We start from the raw sequence: 19,945 nt of genomic DNA, 5'->3' as shown, positions 1-19,945 counted from the left end.
GTAGGACGTCGCTAGGCAATGAACAAGCATCCATTATGGATGCTTTTTTTTATATGTTAAATTCGTAGAAGTTTACTTCTCGTTTTGTTGGAGTTATAATGAAAGTAACAATATCTGGGAGGGACATGAGTTGACTAATTATTCTGGAGAGGTTATTCCGCTGATTCTTGATTTTTGTAAATGGCTAGTCGAGCAAAATAAATCTGCTAATACTGTAAAAACATACGGTCTAGAACTTGAAAGGTTTCATGAATGGCTTCAAAAGAACGATTCTGATTTAAACCATTTGCGTAAGAGTGATATTCAAGATTATATTTCCCACCTGGAACAACAGCAAAAGAGCCTAGCAACAATTGATAAAATTGTTGGTATTATACGTACTTTTGCGAAGTACCTGAAGCAGCCTGAACTTACTTTTGGTATTGAACTAAAGCCTGTGGAAAGAAATGAAGAATTTGAAATATTATCCGAGGCGCAGTATCAAGTATTGATAGAAAAGGTAAATCATAATAGTGATCTGCGAGATCGGGCTATAGTCTATATACTGTTGCACACTGGAATTCGTATTTCAGAATTATGTAATTTAAACTGGGAGCATGTCAACTTCGAGAAAAATGAGATAACTGTTGAAAAAAAGGAAGAAAAACGTGTCATTCCTCTATCAAGGGATGCAAGAGAGCATTTAAATGAATACTTTGTGGTTCACCCATTAAAAAAAGAGGCCATTTTCATCTCGCAAACAGGCAAACGATTAACAGAAAGAACCATCCAATACATGCTTAAAAATTATGATGTAACCCCAAATCAGTTAAGACATACTTTTTGTCAACGGCTCGTTGATTCTAATGTCGATCTTGAGGTTGTTTCAAAACTGGCAGGCATTAAGGATTTAAATCTAGTCAAAAGATATATAAAAAGATCCGAGGTAAATAGAAGCCAATTAGAGGAAGTCATTAATAATGCTTTTATTAACGACACACAAGGATAGGTTGTTTTATTAGGGGTGTAATAAGTACTTTTTTATAGCCTTTCCGAATCATTCGGAAGGGTTATTGTAATTAAGGAATGATATTTCAAGTTCCTTAAAATTTAGGAAGAGTATAATTCCATCTGCCAGATCGCTAAAAGAATCCTTTAACTATCTACTTGTTGTTGCAATATTGCTATATCCCACCAATCTTATTACCTTATCTACTTCATTATCTCCAGGCGCGGCCGGCAGCCTTTTTTAAAGTGCTGACACAGTAAATACCCTCATAATGAAAGAATCTCTAACAGAATGCTGGAGATTCTTATGATTATTTTTTAAATTTTTCCGGAAACTGCTTCACAACTCCCGCAGAAATAGTATCTGCCATTAGGATTATATGTGTGATTCCATTGTCAATTGAAACGATTCTTGCGTTCCAATCTTTTGCTAAACTTGCAGATAAATCATTTGTCACAAATTTCAGATGCGTATAGAGTAAATTTTTTAGATCTTCGTTTTTCAAATAGGGGTTGGCACCGCTAAGGAAAGCTGCTATTTTATCAGCATTTCTATACCATTCTTTGTTTAGCTGATTCACCAAGGCTTTATTTCCGCTTTTAGCCGCATCTACAATCTTTCCTGCAATAATAATATGCTCCTTAAGCAAATCCGTAAGTTTGTTCCCAGCTTGCTCTCCGTATACTGGCTTTATAACATTACCAATATCCTCCTGATTTTTCAGAAGCCTAGTCAATACCTGTTTTTGATCCTCTGCTCTTGCTGTTGTTGCACTTGTAATATAATTACTTGTCCACAATACATGATCAATCCAAAGTCTCCTGAAATGATTTTCAAACTTTACTTCAGATTGGCTAATGCATGGTACCTGCGTCTCAGCGTAGGTACTGATTGTTCCAGTCATCATGTTTAGTGGAAATAACAAAATAAAACCCATCAACAATAATTTTTTCATAAACCTTCTCCTTCCAAAGATAAAAAATACCCTTTTTATTATTGATATATAGGTTTTTTTTATTCCTAAAAATGGTTCTGCTAACCCTGCTTTTTTAAGAAAAAATGAAATTTGGATAAATAACGAAGTGTAAGTGAGAATTCTGGTAGAATATTTATTTTTTGTAGGAAGTAAGGAATATAAAGTATTACTAATTGGTGCGAGAGTTTACGAGAAAGGACGGCCCCTTTTTTTCTTTTTCAACAGGGGCGATCAGTTTAATAAGGGATAATTAGAAAACTGCTTATGGTAGTAGTTAAATACTAGGTAGTATCTAACAAAGGATGTTTATGAGTGAAACTAAAAGGGGAAATTTAACATGTTATTTACTATACTTGCATAAAGGTGGGATTTAACATGTTAAGAAGAACTTGTTTACTATTTTGTTTGTTATCCATGGTAACCCTTCCTATTGGGTGTTCAAAACAGGAGTCCCAAGTATCGAAGGAGCTAAATGAAAATAAAACGACCAATAACCTATCTATTCCAAATGAATACAGCCATGCTAAAGATATAATTGTTGCTCTAACCAAACAGGGGCTCAAGATTAATGAAATAAAAAACTCTAATTCTATGGCGCTTTTCCAAACAAAACCGAATTATGCCATGTATGTGGAGAGTGAATGGGGAGATTTTGAACTAATTCATTTGGAAAACAAAAATGGTAAAGACTTCATCATAATAAAAAAGGAAGAAACTGATGGGGGATATGTATATTCAATAAGGAAAAATGATGAACCAGAACAATTATATTATACAAACGCAATCACATATTTTAATAAAAATGATGAGTACATTACCATTAGCCGAACGAAAGAATTAAATGAAATAATTAGGAAAGTTTTTGAAATAAGCCAAAAATAGTTCAACTGCAAAAGTCAGTATGTCTTAGGTTAGGTGTTGGATTGCCTTTGTATTAACGACTGCTTCAGACGAAGAAACAATTCGGTATCTATGCGATAACACTTAATGACGAGGATTTTCTTGTTATTAATAAATAACAAGCACCATTCGAAAAAAGAGAAACATGATTTCATTCATGATTTCTCTTTTTTTATATTCTAAGAGTAAATGGATGGGGGAAGTATTAAAGTGGATGATTAAAAAATATTTATTTCATTATGATAGAAGTGTAGGTTACTTTGTAAAGCACATTATACTAGTTCTGCCATAAAGTTATTTGGAATATAGTTAGATAGATTCTTTCAATCTACCGAAAAAACTAATTAAAGATTCGGTATCTAAATGGAGGTATTATATGGCGAATTTGAATCAAAGTGTAAGGGTTGCGGTTATTCAAGCTGCATCCATTATTATGGACCGTGATGCCACCATAAATAAAGCAGTTAGCTTAATACAACAAGCAGGAGAAAAGGGCGCCCAAATTGTTGTTTTTCCAGAGGCATTTATTCCAGCGTATCCTAGAGGATTATCCTTTGGCACTGTAATAGGAAGCCGCACTGACGATGGAAGGAAAGACTGGTATCGATATTGGGAGAACTCGATTCCTGTTCCTGGTGAAGCGACGGAACAGCTTGGTCAAGCCGCACGTGAAGCGGGAGTATACCTTATTATGGGTGTGATTGAACGGGATAGCGAATATAGTGGTGGTACACTTTTCTGTTCTGTTATTTTTATAGGCCCAGATGGTTCCCTTTTGGGTAAACATCGAAAATTAAAACCAACTGCAGCGGAACGGATTGTTTGGGGTGAGGGGGATGGAAGTACATTACCTGTATTTGATACTCCGCATGGAAAAATTGGAGCTCTGATTTGCTGGGAGAACTACATGCCTTTAGCGAGAGCGGCCATGTATGCACAAGGTGTTCAGCTTTATATTGCCCCAACTGCTGACGCTAGAGAATCATGGCAGTCGACTATTCGTCATATAGCAATGGAAGGCAGATGCTTTGTATTGTCCTCCAATCAATTTGTAACGAAGGACATGTACCCTGAGGATTTAGCTTGTTATGATGACCTTGTATCAGCTCCAGATGTGATGTGTAACGGTGGAAGTGCCATTGTTGGGCCACTTGGTGATTATGTTGCTGAACCTGTTTGGGGAAAAGAAGAAATGATTATTGCCGATCTTGATATGAGACAAATAGCCTCTAGTCAATTTGACTTCGATCCAGTAGGGCATTATTCAAGGCCGGATGTTTTTAAATTGTTAATAAACAAAGAAAAGCAGGAAAATATCATTTGGAAGAAATAACCCTGTAGGTCCTGCTTTTTAATAGGGAAAGGGATCTTTTTCTTATAGGGACATCCTTTTTATTTTTCAATGAGCAATGTAACACTTCCAATAGCAAGACCTTTTGCTTCAATGTTATACTAATGGAAAAAGTTAGGGGGAGACTGTCATGAACAGGCTACAAGGAAAAACAGCGATCGTCACTGGTGCCAGCTCTGGAATTGGCGCTGCTATTGCTAAGGAATTAGCCATGGAGGGAGCAAATATCGTCCTGGCCGCCCGCCGGCTGGAAAAATTAAACGAAGTAAAAAGTGAAATTACAGAAATAACGAATGGCAAGGTGAAAGTAATTGCTGTCCAGGCGGATATGTCAGTTAAAAGTGACGTTAATCAGCTAGCGGAAAAGGCACAAGCAGAATTAGACAATGTAGATATTTTTATCAATAATGCTGGGCAAATGCGAACAGCAACCATCCGATCCGGGCAGGTGGAGGATTGGGAGCAGATGATTGATGTTAATATAAAAGGTGTACTTTACGGCATTCATGCTGTATTGCCATCGATGCTTAGCCGGTCAACTGGACATATTATCAATATTGCTTCGGTTTCCGGTCTTGAGGTAACAAAAACAAGTACCGTCTATAGTGCTACAAAGTACGCTGTTCGGGCCATTTCCATGGGATTGGAAAAGGAACTTGCTAGAACAGGTGTAAGGATAACGAATATTTCACCAGGGATGGTAGATACAGACTTGAGCAGTAATAGAACCTCGAATGATCGTAAAAAGCTTGAAGCAGCCGATATTGCAAAGGCTGTTGTCTATGCTGTCACCCAGCCTGACTATGTGAATGTAAATGAAATTACAGTTCGTCCAGTGTAAATAGCAGGGGGCTGTCCAGAAAGTAAGTTTTGATCACTTTCTGGAGCCCTTTTTTATATTCATCAAGGAAAATATCTTTACTTTTGCACTAATCATAAATAGAATTTAGTTAAATTAAAATGGTGTTTTGCTAGTCTTTAGGAAAATGAAAGAAATTAGATGACTAAGGAGTTAGAAGTTGAAAACAAAAGAATTTACTTTAACTGCGATTTTTATATCTATTATTTTATTATGTGCTTTAACACCTTTTGGGTATATACATTTAGGTGTAATTAAAGCGACTATCATTCATATTCCAATAATTATAGCTTCTATTATTTTAGGGCCCAAAATTGGTGCTTTCTTAGGGCTTGTGTTTGGTTTCACTAGTATTGCAATAAATACGATCACTCCAACCTTGTTATCATTTGCTTTTTCACCAGCAATTCCTGTATTAGGCACGAGTCAGGGAAGTATTTGGGCGTTATTTATTGCAATTGTTCCGAGAGTAATAATTGGGTTTATACCTTACTATATTTTCAAAGCTGTTCATAAAGCTATTATAAAGAAAAAGTCCAATCAAAAGCCTGCTTTATTTTTAACTGGCTTACTTACAACTTTTATACATACATTTTTAGTCATGGGTTCTATTTCTTTTTTATTTCAAGATGCCTATGCTCAAGCTATTAATGCCAGTAGCACGAGTGCAATTTATAAAGCTGTTTTAACTGTGTTTTTTACAAATGGACTTGCCGAAGCAGTCCTTGCTGGAATTGTAACAACGGCTGTGGTTCCACCGTTATTGAAGGTATTGAAAAAATAAATATCACCCGTTATCACGGGTGGTTTTAAATGTAATCACAGGGAGAGGAAGTGTAGTGAGGGATAAGCATGTATTGGATCCTCGAATTTCTGTGATTACATTTACTAGAAATTATGTGCTTTTTAGATTCTTAAAATTAGATTGAGATGATTTAAACTTCAAATTCTTTAATTTTTGCATTCGGTGTTAATACTTCTTCTGGCTTAAACTCTGCTAAAGGCTCTCCATTTTTGACTTTGTTAACCCAATCATGGTTAGCTAAGGCCCCTTTGCCTAAGGTAACCACATCGGCTTCCCCGTTCTCAATGATTTTCCTCGCCATGCTAGGATCCTCTAAATGACCGTTGGCGATTACAAGAATCCTTCCGTATTTTTTTGCAAGAGAGGCAAGTGATGCTTCGCTTGTATCGAATGCAGGCTTCCATGCTTGGTGTTCCGTAACATGGATAAAGTCAAGACCTGCTTGCCCTAATTGACCAAAGATAATTTCAGCATCTTTTTCTTTTCCTGCCCATTTATGTGTGTAATCATTTACTTTCACTTGCGAAATCCGAATACCAATAGTAAAGTCCTTCCCTACTGCTTCCCTAATCGCTTTAGACACTTCCACCAATATAAGGACCCGATTTTTCGTAGAACCACCGTATTCATCTGTACGGTGATTTGTATAATCAGTAAGGAACTCATCAAGTAAATAACCATTGGCTCCATGAATTTCAATCCCATCAAATCCAGCTAATAGAGCACGTTTAGCAGCATTTACAAATCCTGTTATAACTTCAGTTATTTCTACTTTCGTTGCTTCTCTTGGCATTGGGTAAGGGCCAGTTCCTTCATAAGCTTCACTTTTTTCCCCTTTTGGCTGAACAGCAGAAGGAGCGATTGATTCTTCAGTAAAAGGATTCCCATGAACAAGAGCCCCAGTATGCATGATCTGCGCAAAGATTTTCGCGCCTGCTTGATGAACAGAGTCTACTAATTTCTTCCACGCTTCTGTTTGTTTTTCATTAACAATCCCTGGCTGATATAAATAACCTGGGCTATACTTTTCATCTGTATAAATCCCTTCAGTAATAATAAATCCAAATCCCCCGCGGGCAAAAGATGTATAGTATGATATCATTTCATCAGTTACTAATCCTTCAGATGTTGCACTGATGCGTGTCATTGGTGCAACCCCAACTCGATTATCTACTGTTATATTCCCTAATGTAACAGTCTCAAATAACGTTTTTGTATTTGTCATTGTCAAAACTCCTTCTTTTATAACAGTTCATTGTATATTCTTAATCAACCATAAAGTATTTATTTAACATCCTTCACTATTCGCTCAAGGGTATCTCGTTTTTGGAAGGACCCTATTCAATAGAAATTTTCTATCTATGTTCTGTATCATTGTAATTCACTGCCTTAGTTTAGTAAAATAGATATCAATGAACTATTAGTTCGATAATATTGAACTGTGAAAGGGATAATTAGATGGAACTTCGCCAACTTATAACACTCAAGACAATTGTAGAAAGAGGAGGATTTAAAAAAGCTGCTGAACATCTCGGTTATGCTCAATCCTCCGTTACTACCCATATAAAAGAATTAGAAGAGGAAGTAGGAAAGCCTTTATTTGATCGACTTGGCAAGAAAGTCGTTTTGACTTATTACGGTCATCGACTTCTTTCTTATGCGGTAAAGATCATTGAATTGCATGCTCAGGCGTTAAACATAGACGAGGATCCAACAGGCGATCTTATTATTGGTATCTCGGAATCGCTGACGATCGGCCGTGTTCCACCTATTCTTCTTGAATATAAAAAATCTTATCCTAAAGTTAACCTTTCACTAAAATCTATCGAGAATTATAATGTGGCATCACATCTTCAAAATGGCGACATCGATCTAGCATTGGTATTAGAAAAAGAAGGTTGGTCCTTACATGAGATTCATTGTGAAGAATTGAAAAGAGAAAAAATGGTTTTGATAAGTCCTCCAAAGCAAGAAAACCCAAGAACGGTTTTATATACGGAAAGGTCATGCAGTTATAAGTCTGTTTTTGATCACTATATCAATTTTAAACAAGTGGATGTGAAAGAAAGTTTAGATTTCCAAAGTATAGAAGCCATTAAACAATGTGTTAGAAGTGGATTAGGAATTTCATTGGTACCTTATTTTTCAGTGAAAGAAGAATTAGAAAGTCAGAAATTGCATGGGGAGGAAGTAGAACCGGAACATCCAGCTATTTCAACATTCCTTGCCTATCATAAGGACAAGTGGCTTTCTCCATCTATCATAAGTATGATAACCTTAATAAAGAAACACTCTAAAAATTGGGATTAAAAAAGAGAAAAACATATTCTTAGAATCCTTAATAAATGAACAAATAAGAGGGCAAGTTTTGAGAAATGATCCATCAAAACTTGCCCTCTTTTTATATAAATTGAATAAGTATATTACATATCTAAGTCTGTAAATGCATAAGGCAATAATTCCCTTAAGGTCAATTCTAATATATCTTTCTTCTCGTTTGTTAAATAAACGGGCATTTCAGGTAAACAGAATTCTGCTAACACTTGTCTGCAAATACTACAAGGTGGAAGAAAATCTACCGTATCACCCGCGACAGCTATCGCCTGGAAATCACCCTTTTTGTAACCATTTGCGATTGCAGTAAAAATAGCTGTTCTCTCAGCACAATTTGTTGCACCTAATGAAACATTTTCCACGTTTACTCCATTAATAACAGTACCATCTTTTAGTAATAACGCGACTCCAACTGGGAATTTGGAATAAGGTACATAGGCCCTTTCCTTCATCTTACGTGCACTTTCCATTAATAGCTCTTTATTCATATGATCCATCCCTTTCAAAGAAGAATGAACTTTTCAAAGTCCCCTTAATGCCAACGTTTGATTGGCAGGATTGTTATAATATTATATTTAGGAAAATTTGTCAACATAGATGAATTAGATGATGGAAATGCTTTCCTGTCTCCACTCTAAGTTTGTCAAAGGATAGGGAAAATTATTAATCATTTAAAAAGTCCACAAAATAGCAGCAAAATAGATTAAAATAAATGAAAATAATCATTTTAGGAGGTACTCACTTTCATGAGAGTCGCAATTGCACAATTATCCACCAGTGTTGATAAGGCCTCTAATTTAGAGAAGGCGATCCAATACATTGCGAAAGCCAAAAGTAAAGGCGCAGATTTTGTCATTATTCCGGAATTTTATATGGCACTTGCCACCCCAAAGTCTGGCGTGTTGCCTGTTGAGGTAGCGGAACCGCTAGATGGTCCGTTTGTTTCTGGCCTTGCACAAGCTGCCCGTGAAAACGAAATCTATGTTGTTTGTGGTATGTATGAACCAAAAGCGGATGATCAAAAACGCGCCTATAACACAACCGTGTTTATTAACCGTTCAGGCGAGATCATTCATTCTTATCGAAAAACTCATTTATATGATGCTTTTAGTTATAAAGAGTCGGATACGATTATTGCGGGTGATAATCAATATAAAGTAGTAGAAACAGAGTTTGGAAAAATTGGCTTAATGGTGTGCTATGAATTAAGATTTCCCGAGATTGCAAGACAGTTTGCGCTTCAGGAAGCGGATGTCCTGTTTGTTCCTGCCGGATGGGTAGCGGGTCCGATGAAAGAGGAGCATTGGCAGACGCTGATTCGCGCACGGGCGATTGAAAATACGATGTTCGTTTGCGGTGCCGACCTTGTTGGCGATATTTTTTCCGGACGAAGTCTGATTGTTGATCCGATGGGAATTGTCCTCGCCAGCGCCGGTGAGGAAGAAACGTTATTTTTCGCTGATCTTGATTTAGATCGGATTCGCCGAGTGCGAGAAAAACTGCCAAGCGTAAGAGACCGAAAACCGGAATTTTACTGCTAAAGCGGTCCTTGCCACGCTCCGATGTATATCAGAGACGTTTTGAAAATATAGGAAATGTTTTTGTCACTTTATGATAAATTTCAAAATTTGTACAGAATTCGAAGAAAGCTAAAAAGGGGCTCCAAAAAGTCAGTTATCTGACTCTTTGGACAGCCCTTTCTCCTAAAATGAATATGATTCTCCGTCATCTGGCACTAAAACATTAGAAGAGATTCCATTTTTATTAATAAAGCTTTTTAATTCTTCTCTTGATAATGTCCAATGATTGACAGCCTCCATATGGCTCGCAATAATTTTGGCATTAGGGGCAGCCTTATACACTTCATAGACATCATCTTTTCCCATTACTAGGGAACCTCCTACAAGGAATTGATTATCTCCAGCATTGACAATAATGATTTCTGGCTTATGTGTTTCGATTACTTCCTGAACAGCTTCATACCAAACAGTATCTCCAGCTGCATATAAAGTTTTTTCATTTGCATGTTTGAAGACAACACCGCACACTTGACCAGCAAGTTGTACCATTTCACCTCGCCCATGCTCACCTTTTGTTTTAATTAATTTGATCCCTTCAAAGACTGTATCTTCTTGTAAAACCTCGACATTTTTGAAACCAGCGTTTCGAATTTCTGACGCATCCTCATCATTTTGGGCAAATAATTTAATTTCTTTTGGCAATGCTTCTTTGGCAGCATCATCCCAGTGGTCTAAATGCAGATGAGTGACAATGACCGCATCAATATTAGAAATAATATTGTCAATGGACGTTGGTAAGCTCACTAAAGGATTATTTTGATCTTGTCTTAATGCATCGGGATAGCCTACACTAGGTCCAAAAGGTGGATAAGTCCCTTTCTCTGCTAACATTGGATCTATTAAAAACTTTTTGCCTGCATATTCGACAACTAGTGTTGCATTACGAATTTGTTGAATATTCATGTTCAAAACTCCTTATTCTTCGATTTACAAATAGTTTATACTATAACCAATTGACGACTACATAGATAAAATCAAGTCTTTTGGCAGTTTGACTTGATAAATGAAAGGATTTGAACAAATGTTAGATAGCACGGATATACGTATCTTAGATGAACTATCCAAGAACAGTCGCATCACTATGAAAGAATTGGGGGAGAAAGTCCACTTAACTGGACAAGCAGCTTCGGCTAGAGTGGCAAAATTAGAGGATAATGGCGTAATTGAGGGGTATACAATAAAAGTTAATCAAGTTAAATTAGGATGTTTTATACATGCATTTATTACGATCTTTACACAAAGCACCTATCACCAACCATATTTGTCGTTCATAAAAACACAAGAACAATACATCATACATAACTATAAAATCAGTGGAGATGGTTGTTATCTTCTCGAATGTAAATTTTCATCTAATGAAATATTAGACAAATTTTTGGAAGACTTGAACGAGCATGCAAATTATAAATTATCAATTGTTATTAAGAAATAGTGCATCTAGTTATTCTTGTCACTGTTTCAGATAAAAGAGTTACGATTGAAAGCACACTGGAACCCAATTTATAGTGATAATATTTCATGAATTGGAAAAAATAGTGACTAGGAAAGGAGGTCTTACGAATGTTTGTGAAAAAGTGTTTAACAGGATTGGCAGTTTTGCTTGGGGTGATGTTGGTCGTGAACTCTGCAGGCTCCCTCGGCGTATTGGCCGAATACGATGATGTAACTCAGCCTATGGAGACGGTGACATCGATTGAGGTCGAATTGAAGGATGATAGCTTTAACCCGAAAGTCATCACTATTCCGAATGGAAAAACCACAACTTTGTTATTGAAAAACAAAGGTAAGAAAGAGCACACCTTCACAGTGGAAAAGCTAGGTATTGACGCCGAGATCCAGCCAGGACAAGAAAAAAGCATTACCGTGAATCCGAAACAGCCCGGTACATACGAACTGATATGTCGGTACCATTTCCAGGAAGGAATGGTCGGAAAGGTAATAGTTGAATAGGGCCTATCGGGTCATGCTTTTTAATAGGAATAATAGTAATTTGCTTATTAAACAAACGCGTTTGTTAAGAAGAGGGAGCTGCGGCAGCTCCCTCTCCATGCATCGAAGGTATTAAGTTGAATTTAATAGTTTTAATCACGGAATAACTTCAAAAACAGTACCTTGGTTAAAATCAGTCACTTTCATAGAGCCATAAACCCCTAAATATAGTTTGCTTTGATCCAGATTCGTTCCCAAACTAACATAATATGCCGAACCGGGCCCAAAATTATAATCGGTTTGAATAACACTAAAATCATTTAGTTTACAATCTGTTCTTATTCTAGTATAAGCTAAAACCCCTCTAACCGGAGATCCGGATTCTTCTTTCCGTGCAAGATCGGTAAACACCACACTTCCTGTTAAAGCGGGGATTCTATTCCCCATATAGGCTTGCACTCCTGTAAGTGCAGTTCCTCCAAATTTATTGGGTCTTTGATCTTTATGAAAATAACTAGTTAAAGGCTGAAGACGCCTTATTGATAATTTTATGGCTTCATCATAATAAGCTATTGTTGTCTCGTCCAAATCCTGATTTGCAGAGCAGCCCCTTATAATCGGAGTAGGGAAAACACCTTCCCACCCTCGCCAGCCAAAGTTAATAAATCCCTCTTGGTCAGCTTCAGATTTCATTAAAAAAGCTTGAACAAGCTGGGTAACCGGTATTGATTTATGCTGAAGGAATGAATAAATTGACTCTACCAAATCCTGTCCGACATTTCCCACATATTTGATATATTGATTATAAAACCTATGAAATGAAATGCCAGGTATATTCCGAACCCCTTTGGCAATCACCGTAAGTGTTTCCTGAATAGGTACGGGAAGTTCATTAAACCGTGTGACTACGGGCGGATTCTTGATAAACGTATTCTTACCTACATCAATTTCAATTATTTTACCGGCGATTTCCATATCATTCTGGCTTAAATTGAATGGATCATAGCCTGCTCCACCATCCCCGTTAGTTAAAACAAGATTTCCTGTTTCCGGTGAAAAGTTTAAGCTATTGACACCATTATGATTAAAAAATGGTCTTCTTAAGTTTAGTAATGTCCGTAGTTTTTGAGGTTGACCATTTGATGGTAAAATCCATTCTTCCACAGTATTAATATGATCATATTGAGTTTCTCTATTTATCCACCTTAAGTTTAAAGTTTTTGGATCACACGGGTCAGGTGAAAAGGATTCAGAAAGAGCTCCTGGACCTTGTGTTCCGGCTACTGAATAATGAAGATAAAACAGGCGGTTATTATAAAATTCGGGATGAAATGCTAGTCCTAGCAATCCCCGTTCATCATATCCGCCACCAGAAACACCTTGTTCAGAAGTACCTAGTTTAATGATTCGCGGGCGAATATCTAAAAAAGTTCGTATAACTCCGTTTCTTATGTAAAAAATCTCTCCTACCTGGGTTGCGATAAATAATGTTTCTTTTGAGTCACCCGGAAGTATCGCTGCTTTCATAACAGTTGGTAAATTCAACTTGCTTACAATGGGCCGTAAATTAACCTTAACTTTTATCAACAAACTATACACTCCCTTCTTAGTTTTCTTTTTATAAGAATATGATTAGAACTGTTTTATTAATACCAAATCAAGGCCGAAGAATCTAACAAGGGATTGATCATTTTCGCAGGAGTGTTGGAATAGGGGATTCTTTTTACGCTTAAATTCAAACTGTACGGTTCCATTAAAAGGACCATTTAATGGAACAACACCTTTTAAAGAAAGTTGGATTTAATGGTTAACATTTAGAAGAGGTTTTGAAAGATTGTTTTTAAACTATAGCAGTAGGTTAGTGAATTAAAACGCTATGTTTATAATTTCATTGAATGCCCCGCAATGTTAGACATAACTAACTTTTGCGGGGATATTTTTTATAACCAAGCCTTTTTTAAAAACTTCACGCCTAACTGTATTTCTTCACAAGTAAGATTACTAAAACCAAGTTTTATAATGGCTTCATCAGAACGGTTATTAATGAAGTAGATGGAAGTAGGGTATACTTTAACACCATAAAAGGCAGCACGCTCAATTAACCAGTCTTCTGAATGTGTTTGATGTATCTTAACTAATAAGTACAAGCCAGACTGCTCCCCAATAATGGAAATATGTTGTTTAAATTGTTTTTTTAGTTCTGAAACGATGCACTGCATTTTTCGTTTATAAACGAGACGCATCCGTTTAATATGGCGGTTCCATTCTCCCTCTTCCATAAATTTAGCCATTGTCAGCTGGCTAGTTAGGGAAGTGGTACTCTCAAAATGTTGAAATTGTTTTATATAACGGTCTAAAAGAATTGGTGGCAGCACCATATAACTCAGACGAATTCCTGGGAGAAAGGACTTTGAGAAATTTCCTAGGTAAATCACTCTTTTGGAATCAATGGAAGTAAGTGCCGGAAATGGTTGTTGTGTATAGCGAAATTCACTATCATAATCGTCTTCGATAATATATCCTTTTTTCTTGTTGGCCCAATGAATGAGCTTTTGCCTTTGTTGAATGGACATGCTTACGCCTATTGGACTTTGGTGGGAAGGTGTCACATAAATTAAGCGTGACATCATTTTTTCTAATTGTGAAAAATCAGCACCTGTTTCATCAACTGGTAAAGTTTCAAGTGTAAAACGATGGAATAAAAATGCCTCTTTTGCTCCATCATATCCTGGATCCTCCACAATCATGCTTTGGAAATCATCCTTCAGGATTTGTCCAAGATTAATCAACATTTGCTGGGTGCTGCTGCCAATGATAATGGCATTTGGATCTGTCTTTACCCCACGAGATTGGAGTAAATAGGCAGCGATTTGTTTACGCAAACACATTTCACCAAAAGGATCCCCGTATTGAAAACTCTCCTGTAAGGTCAGTACTGAATTAGAAATTCTTCTCCAAGCTTTTAAAGGAAAGTTTGTTTGATCTACTGCCCCTGCTTTAAAATCAACGAAAAATGTTGTCACTGGCTCAGTTTGCTTACTAGGAATAGGAATGACTTCCTCCTGAAATAAAGGAGGCTCTAATACATTAACAAAGTAGCCTTTTCTTCCTTCTCCGCGAATATAGCCTTCTGCCACAAGCTGATCATAAGCCATTAATGTCGTATTGCGACTGACTTGCAAGGAATCTGCCAGCTGGCGTATGGAAGGTAATTGTTCATTTGCTGGCAGGTCACCATGTTCGATTAATAATTTAAATCGCTCATATATTTGTTTGTATTTGGAAGAGTGATCCTCTAAAGCAAAAATGAAGTTTTCCATGATAAATCGCCTCTGACATGTCTGATTGATTAAAACTGTATCTTTTTATATGTCAATAATTATACTACTATTTTGAATAATGGATATCCAAAGTTTCAGTAATTTTTAAAATAAAAAGGAGCAGGCTATTATGTATATTCCAAAATACTTTCAAGTCACAAATATCAATGAAATTATAGAAGTCATTGAGGGAAACTCATTTGCAACATTGGTCACAACAAAAAAAGGGAAACCCATTGCTTCCCACCTTCCATTACAGCTTCATAAACATGAAGAGGATTATTATATAACTGGACATATGGCATATGGGAATCCTCAATGGAGAACATTTGAAACATGTGACGATGTTCTAGTCATCTATCAGGGACCACATGGTTATGTTTCTTCTTCATGGTATGGGCATGAAAATGTACCCACATGGAATTACCAATCAGTACATGTATATGGTCAAGCTAGTATATTAAGTGAAGAAGAGTTGAAACAAGATCTTATTAAGTTGCTAGAGAAGTATGAGAAACAGCGTGAAAACCCAGTTTTATGGGATAAGCTATCGCCTCAGGTATTAGAAAGTCAACTAAAAGCGATTGTTGGCTTTAAAATAAAAGTGCAAGAAGTTCAAGCCGCTTTTAAATTAAGTCAGAATCGAAATGAAGAGGATTATCATAACATCGTTGAAAAATTACAAGAAGAAGAAAATCTAAATTCTCAACAACTGGCAGAAGTGATGAAAAAGAGAATAAAAGATAGTAAGTAATTATGCCACTCTGTGAAAATCACACTAGTAGCGAAAGATATATAGTGATTGAACAAAGTATTCAATGCTTTACTCCATTATCGGGCAACAATTCCAGAATAAAAGCTGCGCCCTTTTTTATGTATTTGGCAAAATCGTTCAAATGAAAGTTTTATTGATAAAGAAGAGAATCAATTCATTTTATAAAGATATTTGGAGGTTTTTTATGCTAAAAGAGGCGACCTTACAGGATACAAAAGAAGCTGCACACCTTGCTTTACTGCTTTGGCCAGGTCACACATTAGAGGTATTTATTAAAGAAATGACACATCTTATTTCTCAGCCTGATGCAAAGATTTTTTTAGCTTATCATGACAGCGAAACAATTGGGTTTGCGCAATGCCAATTGCGATATGATTATGTTGAAGGGACGAGTTCAAGTCCGGTGGGATATTTAGAGGGGATTTATGTAAAAGAGGACTTTCGTGAACAAGGCTTTGCTAAAAAATTAGTAAATGCTTGTGAGAATTGGGCTAAGAAAAAAGGTTGTCATGAATTTGCTAGTGATTGTGAATTAGAAAATGAGGAAAGTTTAGCAATGCATCTTAAATTAGGATTTAATGAAGTAAATCGTATTATTTGTTTTAAAAAAGATTTATAAGGAATGACGCAATAAAGATTCGCTAATATTGAACAAGCATAACGAATAGAATCTTCTGCAATCAGGCGCTATCCTTGAACAAGAATTAGCGCTCATTTTCCCTTTTAAGGCCAGATTGTGGAGCAACACAATTATGGTATTATGCTAAAATTAGGAAGATATTTTGAAAAAATGTACTTAAACAGGCAGTTTCATTAAATAGGGATTTTTCTAAAGTAAGAACCGAAATATTAAAACCATCTATTAAATTCAAAACAATAGATGGTTTTGTGCAGTTTATTTTATAGGTTGGCAACATAAACTGCCTTCACCTTTTTCAAGAGCAGACTTTAAGCTACTTAGAACACCCAACCAAGCCATTTGATGCCAGTCAAATGCTTCTTTCCAATTATCATCTTCTTTAAATCCAGTATGTTCAACAATTACTTTTGTAGAATCGGTATCAACTGGTTTAAAACTAACATTAACAGTTGTTAATTCATTTTCATTATTCATTATAGTTTCAAATTGATCTGGGCCTTTCCAAGTGAATCGTAACTCTTTTTCATCAACAAGTTTAATAATCTTGCAACCTTTTGTATTCATACCAGTTTTATTTCCAGGAATAAAATAAAGTTCATAGGACCCACCTTCCATAGCTTCAACTACTGTTTCAGGTGCGAACCATTCAGAAACTCGTTCAGATATTGTCCAAGCGTACCAAACTAAATGTAGGGGGCATTAATGGTAACCTCATTAGTAATGGTTCTATTATTTGAAGTGGTTGTCAAACCAAATCCTCCTTTTGGAATTATTTTTATTTGTAGAATATCATTAATAGCTATTTAAATAAAGAATCTTCTGATTTATTCAAAAGAAGAGATTGTACTTAAACTATTTGGCAGTTTAGTTTAAGAATCGTCTGTAGCTCTTATTCCACAATCGGGCCATTTAATTGAGTAATGGGTTGCAAAAACCACACTTTTTTATGATGCCGTTCATGTGATAGACGGGTTGGCAGTACTCCTATTAAAGCCTATTATTCTAAAAAAGGAGACGCTGTCCAAAATACATCGGATAGCGCCTTGATATTTCGAATAGTTCTATTAGGGGTTCGTAGACCAAAGTCCAGCATGTTTTAATACAACACGTGGATGAAGTTTTAGTTGTGCAACCATTAAGTCAGCTAAATCTTCTGCTTGCATTACTTTTTCCGGATTTCCGTCTGTTAAGTTTAGTTCGACAGCCATATCTGTTGCCACCGTACTTGGTGTTAACGTTGTAACGCGAATATTTTTCTTACGCACCTCAAGCATTAATGACTCACTTAGTCCAATAACTGCAGCTTTTGAAGCAGAGTATGCACTTGTAATTGGTGCACCTTTTTGACCAGCTGTTGATGAGATATTAATGATGTCGCCTGTGTTGCGCTCGATCATTTCCGGTAATACCGCACGTGTTGTGTAGTACACACCTTTTACGTTGACATCGATAATATTTGTCCATTCTTCAGGCGTTAAGTCCATGAAGTTACCGAATTTTGAAATGCCGGCATTGTTTACTAAAATATCGATTGCACCAAGTTCGTCACGAATTGATTCAATCGCTGTGGTTATAGAGTCTAAATCTGCTACATTTGCAGCAGCGATTGCTACCTTCACATCATATTGTTTAAGTTCCTCTGCTACTTGTTGTAAATTTTCAAGCGTACGTCCAATAAGACCTACATGAATACCTTCTTTGGCAAAAGCTATTGCTGTTGCACGTCCTATGCCACGCCCTGCTCCTGTAATTAACGCCACTTTTCCTGCGATCGTTTGCATGTTTTTCGCTCCTTTAGATGAGATAGTTTTATTTTAGACGAAATACAGTGTATTAAATAAGAGAAGTTTAATAAAATCGTTTTAGTGATATAAATATTAACGCTGTTTTCCTCATAAATGATTAGCGCCTAAAATAGATAAAGATTTGTCTTTAAGACTAACTTCATTCTACATATGGTTTACTACATTGTGAAGAATGCACTTTTTTGTGCGGAGGTTACCAAAAGGTTACTTATTTAAATGAAAGGGAGTTAACTATATGTCGGATAAATTAAGAGAAGAGATCAAAGAGAGAATATTAAATCTTGATTATCATTGTGAAAAGGAACTTACCTTATCGATTATTAGTGGGAAATGGAAAGTTGTTATTTTGTGGCACTTAGGTGTTGAAGGACCACATCGCTTCAGCGAACTTCAAAAACTTTTTCCGAAAATATCCCATAAGATATTAACAAACCAATTACGTGAACTGATGGAAGATGGAATTGTTCATAGAGAAGTATATCCAGAAGTTCCCCCGAAAGTCGAATATTCAATGACTGAACTGGGGATGACGTTATTACCGATCGTTGAGATGATGTATGAATGGGGGAAAAAGAGAATAGATCAAATTAAACAAGAAAACAACTATTTTGAATAAGAAAAATAAAAGGTCTCGGACTTATTCCTTATTTATGTTAAAAAGGCAGAAAGAGAAATAAGTTTCAGCTTGCTCCACGATCGGGCGCAATTCTTGAAGAGGAATTGTGCCTTTTTCAGTAATCGGGCCAGATTGTTGAGTAACTTGTTTTCAAAACAAGTGGATATTTTGGAAGAGATTGTGAATAAATGTACTTATACTAAAGGAGCAGTTGTGCGGCCGAGCATAGGTCGTATCATATAACGGGTGGGATTCCCGTCGAGTAAGAACTAGCCATTCACTCGTAGCGAGTCTTGGAGGGCTAAAGGTAACTTTCGTCTTTAAGCGTAGACAGTTAGGTAATGGGCCGAAAGCCAAATGGTTGAAGGGATTGAGCCCCATAATGTTAGTAAATCGAGAGGGCTGATGCTTTACCTGCAGCAGAAAGCTACATTTTATCCTTCGTTTAAGGCAAGATGGATAAAACCTCTCTGGAGTCAGAGACCTTGGCACGTTACACATTGATATGATACGGCAACTCGGGAGACCCTACCGGTCTTTTCTTGTTAGAAGAGTATGGTGTACAAGCGATAAAAAGTAAGGAAACCAAATGCCGGAATAGGGAGTCGGATAGCAGCGTAGTACCAATGAAGTTGGGTAATGCCGATGGAGGAAAGGCTAGCTACCAGTTATCACCCTTGCTAGGGACACATTTACTACACACAGAGGTAGGAATAATAAATGGAGACATAACTAGTAAGGATAGCAGAATTAGCAAAATCTGATCCTAAGAGATTAGCAAGGTTTTGTGAATGGTAACTAGGAGGAGCCGTGTGCGTTAATAGCGCAAGCACGGTTCTGTGAGGGGAAGGAGCACAATCTACCGTAAGGTAGAGAGGTTCCTTTCTACTCGACTAATTCAATAATCCGAAGGAAAAAGGTATATAGAAAGGGAACTATTTGATATACCAGATTATATAAAGGAGAGAAGGCTATGAGTAAATCATTTATTGAACAAGTACATTATATTAGAATTCCTGTAAAAGATTTAGAACTATCTGCTCAATGGTATAGAGATGTATTAGGAC

At 36.5% G+C, this 19,945-nt stretch carries 20 protein-coding genes and 1 pseudogene; 13 read left to right on the top strand and 8 right to left on the bottom strand.

Annotation, left to right across the window (positions count from 1 at the left end):
* Positions 1-130: 130 nt before the first annotated feature.
* A complete protein-coding gene (locus V7164_RS00785) occupies positions 131-988 on the top strand; it encodes a tyrosine-type recombinase/integrase (protein ID WP_335346078.1) in 858 nt (285 codons plus the stop codon).
* A 310-nt stretch (positions 989-1,298) separates the two neighbouring features.
* On the opposite strand, the gene V7164_RS00780 is transcribed toward V7164_RS00785, so the two are convergent.
* Positions 1,299-1,943, bottom strand: a complete 645-nt coding sequence (locus V7164_RS00780; RefSeq protein ID WP_335346077.1) for a glycosyltransferase — start codon at positions 1,941-1,943, stop codon at positions 1,299-1,301.
* A gap of 396 nt (positions 1,944-2,339) precedes the next feature.
* On the opposite strand from V7164_RS00780, the gene V7164_RS00775 reads away from it, so the two are divergent.
* The 4 genes from V7164_RS00775 (at position 2,340) to V7164_RS00760 (ending at position 5,858) form a co-directional block, all read left to right on the top strand.
* A complete protein-coding gene (locus V7164_RS00775) occupies positions 2,340-2,846 on the top strand; it encodes a hypothetical protein (protein ID WP_335346076.1) in 507 nt (168 codons plus the stop codon).
* A 394-nt stretch (positions 2,847-3,240) separates the two neighbouring features.
* Entirely contained in the window at positions 3,241-4,197 is a 957-nt protein-coding gene (locus V7164_RS00770) for a carbon-nitrogen hydrolase family protein (RefSeq protein ID WP_335346075.1), read from the top strand.
* A 148-nt stretch (positions 4,198-4,345) separates the two neighbouring features.
* A complete protein-coding gene (locus V7164_RS00765) occupies positions 4,346-5,056 on the top strand; it encodes an SDR family oxidoreductase (RefSeq protein WP_335346074.1) in 711 nt (236 codons plus the stop codon).
* A gap of 178 nt (positions 5,057-5,234) precedes the next feature.
* Positions 5,235-5,858: an ECF transporter S component gene (locus V7164_RS00760; protein ID WP_335346073.1), complete on the top strand. Its 624-nt coding sequence runs from the start codon at positions 5,235-5,237 to the stop codon at positions 5,856-5,858.
* 151 nt (positions 5,859-6,009) lie between these two features.
* Here the strand turns inward: V7164_RS00760 and V7164_RS00755 are convergent, their stop codons facing one another.
* The gene (locus V7164_RS00755; protein WP_335346072.1) at positions 6,010-7,104 is read right to left on the bottom strand and encodes an NADH:flavin oxidoreductase; all 1,095 of its coding nucleotides are present in this window, start codon (positions 7,102-7,104) and stop codon (positions 6,010-6,012) included.
* A gap of 233 nt (positions 7,105-7,337) precedes the next feature.
* On the opposite strand from V7164_RS00755, the gene V7164_RS00750 reads away from it, so the two are divergent.
* Positions 7,338-8,189, top strand: a complete 852-nt coding sequence (locus tag V7164_RS00750; protein ID WP_335346071.1) for a LysR family transcriptional regulator — start codon at positions 7,338-7,340, stop codon at positions 8,187-8,189.
* 113 nt (positions 8,190-8,302) lie between these two features.
* Here V7164_RS00750 and V7164_RS00745 read toward each other — a convergent pair whose 3' ends face one another.
* The gene (locus tag V7164_RS00745; RefSeq protein WP_335353199.1) at positions 8,303-8,701 is read right to left on the bottom strand and encodes a cytidine deaminase; all 399 of its coding nucleotides are present in this window, start codon (positions 8,699-8,701) and stop codon (positions 8,303-8,305) included.
* Between the two features lie 258 nt (positions 8,702-8,959).
* Here V7164_RS00745 and V7164_RS00740 point away from each other — a divergent pair, with 258 nt between their 5' ends.
* On the top strand, positions 8,960-9,754 hold the full coding sequence (locus V7164_RS00740) for a carbon-nitrogen hydrolase family protein (RefSeq protein ID WP_335346069.1): 795 nt from the start codon (positions 8,960-8,962) through the stop codon (positions 9,752-9,754).
* Between the two features lie 162 nt (positions 9,755-9,916).
* On the opposite strand, the gene V7164_RS00735 is transcribed toward V7164_RS00740, so the two are convergent.
* Entirely contained in the window at positions 9,917-10,696 is a 780-nt protein-coding gene (locus tag V7164_RS00735) for an MBL fold metallo-hydrolase (protein ID WP_335348200.1), read from the bottom strand.
* 118 nt (positions 10,697-10,814) lie between these two features.
* Here V7164_RS00735 and V7164_RS00730 point away from each other — a divergent pair, with 118 nt between their 5' ends.
* Both V7164_RS00730 and V7164_RS00725 read left to right on the top strand, forming a co-directional pair.
* Positions 10,815-11,225 (top strand): Lrp/AsnC family transcriptional regulator, encoded by a 411-nt coding sequence (locus V7164_RS00730; protein WP_335348201.1) that lies wholly within the window; start codon positions 10,815-10,817, stop codon positions 11,223-11,225.
* A 128-nt stretch (positions 11,226-11,353) separates the two neighbouring features.
* Entirely contained in the window at positions 11,354-11,743 is a 390-nt protein-coding gene (locus tag V7164_RS00725) for a cupredoxin domain-containing protein (protein ID WP_335348202.1), read from the top strand.
* A 135-nt stretch (positions 11,744-11,878) separates the two neighbouring features.
* Here V7164_RS00725 and V7164_RS00720 read toward each other — a convergent pair whose 3' ends face one another.
* A complete protein-coding gene (locus V7164_RS00720) occupies positions 11,879-13,309 on the bottom strand; it encodes a PQQ-dependent sugar dehydrogenase (RefSeq protein ID WP_335348206.1) in 1,431 nt (476 codons plus the stop codon).
* A gap of 353 nt (positions 13,310-13,662) precedes the next feature.
* Positions 13,663-15,042: a PLP-dependent aminotransferase family protein gene (locus V7164_RS00715; protein ID WP_335348203.1), complete on the bottom strand. Its 1,380-nt coding sequence runs from the start codon at positions 15,040-15,042 to the stop codon at positions 13,663-13,665.
* Between the two features lie 130 nt (positions 15,043-15,172).
* Here V7164_RS00715 and V7164_RS00710 point away from each other — a divergent pair, with 130 nt between their 5' ends.
* The gene (locus V7164_RS00710; RefSeq protein WP_335348204.1) at positions 15,173-15,796 is read left to right on the top strand and encodes an FMN-binding negative transcriptional regulator; all 624 of its coding nucleotides are present in this window, start codon (positions 15,173-15,175) and stop codon (positions 15,794-15,796) included.
* A gap of 205 nt (positions 15,797-16,001) precedes the next feature.
* The gene (aac(6'), locus tag V7164_RS00705) at positions 16,002-16,436 is read left to right on the top strand and encodes an aminoglycoside 6'-N-acetyltransferase (protein WP_335348205.1); all 435 of its coding nucleotides are present in this window, start codon (positions 16,002-16,004) and stop codon (positions 16,434-16,436) included.
* 276 nt (positions 16,437-16,712) lie between these two features.
* Here aac(6') and V7164_RS00700 read toward each other — a convergent pair.
* A pseudogene (locus tag V7164_RS00700) lies at positions 16,713-17,206 on the bottom strand (SRPBCC family protein).
* Positions 17,207-17,521: 315 nt separating this feature from the next.
* Positions 17,522-18,238, bottom strand: coding sequence for a 3-ketoacyl-ACP reductase (locus V7164_RS00695; protein ID WP_335345949.1), 717 nt, complete (start codon positions 18,236-18,238; stop codon positions 17,522-17,524).
* Positions 18,239-18,497: 259 nt separating this feature from the next.
* Here V7164_RS00695 and V7164_RS00690 point away from each other — a divergent pair, with 259 nt between their 5' ends.
* Both V7164_RS00690 and V7164_RS00685 read left to right on the top strand, forming a co-directional pair.
* On the top strand, positions 18,498-18,878 hold the full coding sequence (locus V7164_RS00690; protein ID WP_335345950.1) for a winged helix-turn-helix transcriptional regulator: 381 nt from the start codon (positions 18,498-18,500) through the stop codon (positions 18,876-18,878).
* 973 nt (positions 18,879-19,851) lie between these two features.
* Positions 19,852-19,945, top strand: a 94-nt coding sequence (locus V7164_RS00685) for a VOC family protein (RefSeq protein WP_335353200.1), incomplete at its 3' end; no start/stop codon positions are given.

Source organism: Bacillus sp. JJ1474, from assembly GCF_036965225.1.
Lineage (GTDB): Bacteria > Bacillota > Bacilli > Bacillales > Cytobacillaceae > Cytobacillus.
Note: the sequence above shows the minus strand (reverse complement) of the source record. Positions and strands in the feature narration are given on the sequence as shown.

What these genes read in the sequence shown, in the direction of transcription:
- V7164_RS00780 (WP_335346077.1), bottom strand. Translation starts at nt 1,943, where the DNA reads ATGAAAAAATTATTGTTGATGGGTTTTATTTTGTTATTTCCACTAAAC.
- V7164_RS00775 (WP_335346076.1), top strand. Translation starts at nt 2,340, where the DNA reads ATGTTAAGAAGAACTTGTTTACTATTTTGTTTGTTATCCATGGTAACC.
- V7164_RS00770 (WP_335346075.1), top strand. Translation starts at nt 3,241, where the DNA reads ATGGCGAATTTGAATCAAAGTGTAAGGGTTGCGGTTATTCAAGCTGCA.
- V7164_RS00765 (WP_335346074.1), top strand. Translation starts at nt 4,346, where the DNA reads ATGAACAGGCTACAAGGAAAAACAGCGATCGTCACTGGTGCCAGCTCT.
- V7164_RS00755 (WP_335346072.1), bottom strand. Translation starts at nt 7,104, where the DNA reads ATGACAAATACAAAAACGTTATTTGAGACTGTTACATTAGGGAATATA.
- V7164_RS00750 (WP_335346071.1), top strand. Translation starts at nt 7,338, where the DNA reads ATGGAACTTCGCCAACTTATAACACTCAAGACAATTGTAGAAAGAGGA.
- V7164_RS00745 (WP_335353199.1), bottom strand. Translation starts at nt 8,701, where the DNA reads ATGAATAAAGAGCTATTAATGGAAAGTGCACGTAAGATGAAGGAAAGG.
- V7164_RS00740 (WP_335346069.1), top strand. Translation starts at nt 8,960, where the DNA reads ATGAGAGTCGCAATTGCACAATTATCCACCAGTGTTGATAAGGCCTCT.
- V7164_RS00735 (WP_335348200.1), bottom strand. Translation starts at nt 10,696, where the DNA reads ATGAATATTCAACAAATTCGTAATGCAACACTAGTTGTCGAATATGCA.
- V7164_RS00730 (WP_335348201.1), top strand. Translation starts at nt 10,815, where the DNA reads ATGTTAGATAGCACGGATATACGTATCTTAGATGAACTATCCAAGAAC.
- V7164_RS00725 (WP_335348202.1), top strand. Translation starts at nt 11,354, where the DNA reads ATGTTTGTGAAAAAGTGTTTAACAGGATTGGCAGTTTTGCTTGGGGTG.
- V7164_RS00715 (WP_335348203.1), bottom strand. Translation starts at nt 15,042, where the DNA reads ATGGAAAACTTCATTTTTGCTTTAGAGGATCACTCTTCCAAATACAAA.
- V7164_RS00710 (WP_335348204.1), top strand. Translation starts at nt 15,173, where the DNA reads ATGTATATTCCAAAATACTTTCAAGTCACAAATATCAATGAAATTATA.
- V7164_RS00695 (WP_335345949.1), bottom strand. Translation starts at nt 18,238, where the DNA reads ATGCAAACGATCGCAGGAAAAGTGGCGTTAATTACAGGAGCAGGGCGT.
- V7164_RS00690 (WP_335345950.1), top strand. Translation starts at nt 18,498, where the DNA reads ATGTCGGATAAATTAAGAGAAGAGATCAAAGAGAGAATATTAAATCTT.